This is a genomic window from Brachyspira pilosicoli (assembly GCF_019402445.1).
Taxonomy (GTDB): domain Bacteria; phylum Spirochaetota; class Brachyspiria; order Brachyspirales; family Brachyspiraceae; genus Brachyspira; species Brachyspira pilosicoli_B.
In genome coordinates this window covers 1-1596 of the sequence record NZ_SRZM01000403.1, presented here as the reverse complement: position 1 = coordinate 1596, position 1596 = coordinate 1, and the positions used below count along the sequence as shown (strand labels likewise).

The window sequence follows — 1596 nt, the reverse complement described above, 5'->3', positions numbered from 1 at the left end:
AATTACATCTGCCCACCCTTTAGGCTTTTTTATTTTATAAGTTGTTTTTATATTATTTTTCTTATTAATTTAATACATTTGTTTTAATACCCACCCTAAATTTATTTAAATTTAAAAATATTCACCGCACGGATAGTGGAATTATAAATATTTGTTTATTTTAAATTATAACTTCAATTATTTATAAAATCTGCATACCGTACGTAAAAGTAATATAAAGCTAATTATATAGATATTATTATTTTTCCATCTGTATGTTTTTTGATAACAGTTTTTAAAGCTTCTGATGCATTATCTATATTAAATACTGTAGAATATATTTTAGGCTTTATATTTTTATCTTCTACAATTTTTGTAATTTTACGAAGCTGTTCTCCGTCAGCACGTACAAACATAAAACGATATTCTTTTTCATCTTTCATTGCTTTTTTATCATATTTATAACCAGCAAGAGAAAATAATAATTTTTTGAAGAAAGAAAGTTTATTATCTTCAGCAAACTTTTTATTTGGGCTAGTTCTTAAACTTAAAAGTCGTCCACCTTTTTTTAATACAGATAATTCTTTGTCAAATTCATTTGCTCCAAGCGTATCTATTACATAATCAACATTTGAAACTAATTCAGAGTAATTTTCTTTATTATAACTAATATATTTATCTGTTCCTAAATTAATAAAATGTTCTTTTAATCTTTCATTACCAGAAATTATAACATTTAAGCCCAAATATTTTGCAATTGGAACAGCAAGCTCGCCAAAACTTCCAGAGCCTCCTGTTATTAAAACAGTTTCTCCTTGTTTAGCTTCCAATTCTTCAGTAAATGCTTGATAGGCTGTGAGAGCTGTAAGCGGTATTGCTGCAGATGTAATAAAATCATAATCTCTAGGCATAACTGATACGAATTTACTATCTACTGCAACATACTCAGCAAAAGCTCCTATTTTAGATATAGGAAGACGAGTGTAAACTTTATCTCCAACTTTGAAATCGGTTACATTCTTGCCTATATTTTCAACTATTCCAGAACATTCATTGCCTAATGTTAATGGCATTTTATAATCCTGTATAAGTCTTACAGAACCCGTTAATATTAATATTTCAAGAGGATTTACTGACGCAGCTTTTACTTTAATTAATATTTCATTGTCAGAAATATTAGGAATTGGAATATTTGCAACTTCTAGATTTATATCTTTTGAATATTTTTTAATTTGGATAGCTTTCATATAATATCTCCTTTTTTGTTTTTTTTTATAAAAATAAATTTATATGTTATATAAATCAATATAAAATTTGAAGAATTTATTGTTACTAATACAGTAACAATAATGTTTGTGTATATAATAATACATATAAAACATATATTGTAGTTTACAAAACGAATATATTTTAGAGTTTTTTAAACTACTCCATGATTTTTTTATCAAAATTCATACTGCCGCACGCTAAACTAAATGATAAAAATGAACTAATTATAAATATTATTTTGATTATATATAGGCATTCACCGTGCGTTAAGAATTCTATAAACATATATTTACATTGACAAAAAGTGTCTATATATTAGAATTGAAAAATATATATGATAAAATAATT

At 24.9% G+C, this 1596-nt stretch carries 1 protein-coding gene; it reads right to left on the bottom strand.

From position 1 onward, the window contains the following. Positions 1-224: 224 nt before the first annotated feature. The gene (locus E6A48_RS11410) at positions 225-1226 is read right to left on the bottom strand and encodes an NADP-dependent oxidoreductase (protein WP_219710435.1); all 1002 of its coding nucleotides are present in this window, start codon (positions 1224-1226) and stop codon (positions 225-227) included. Positions 1227-1596 lie beyond the last annotated feature (370 nt).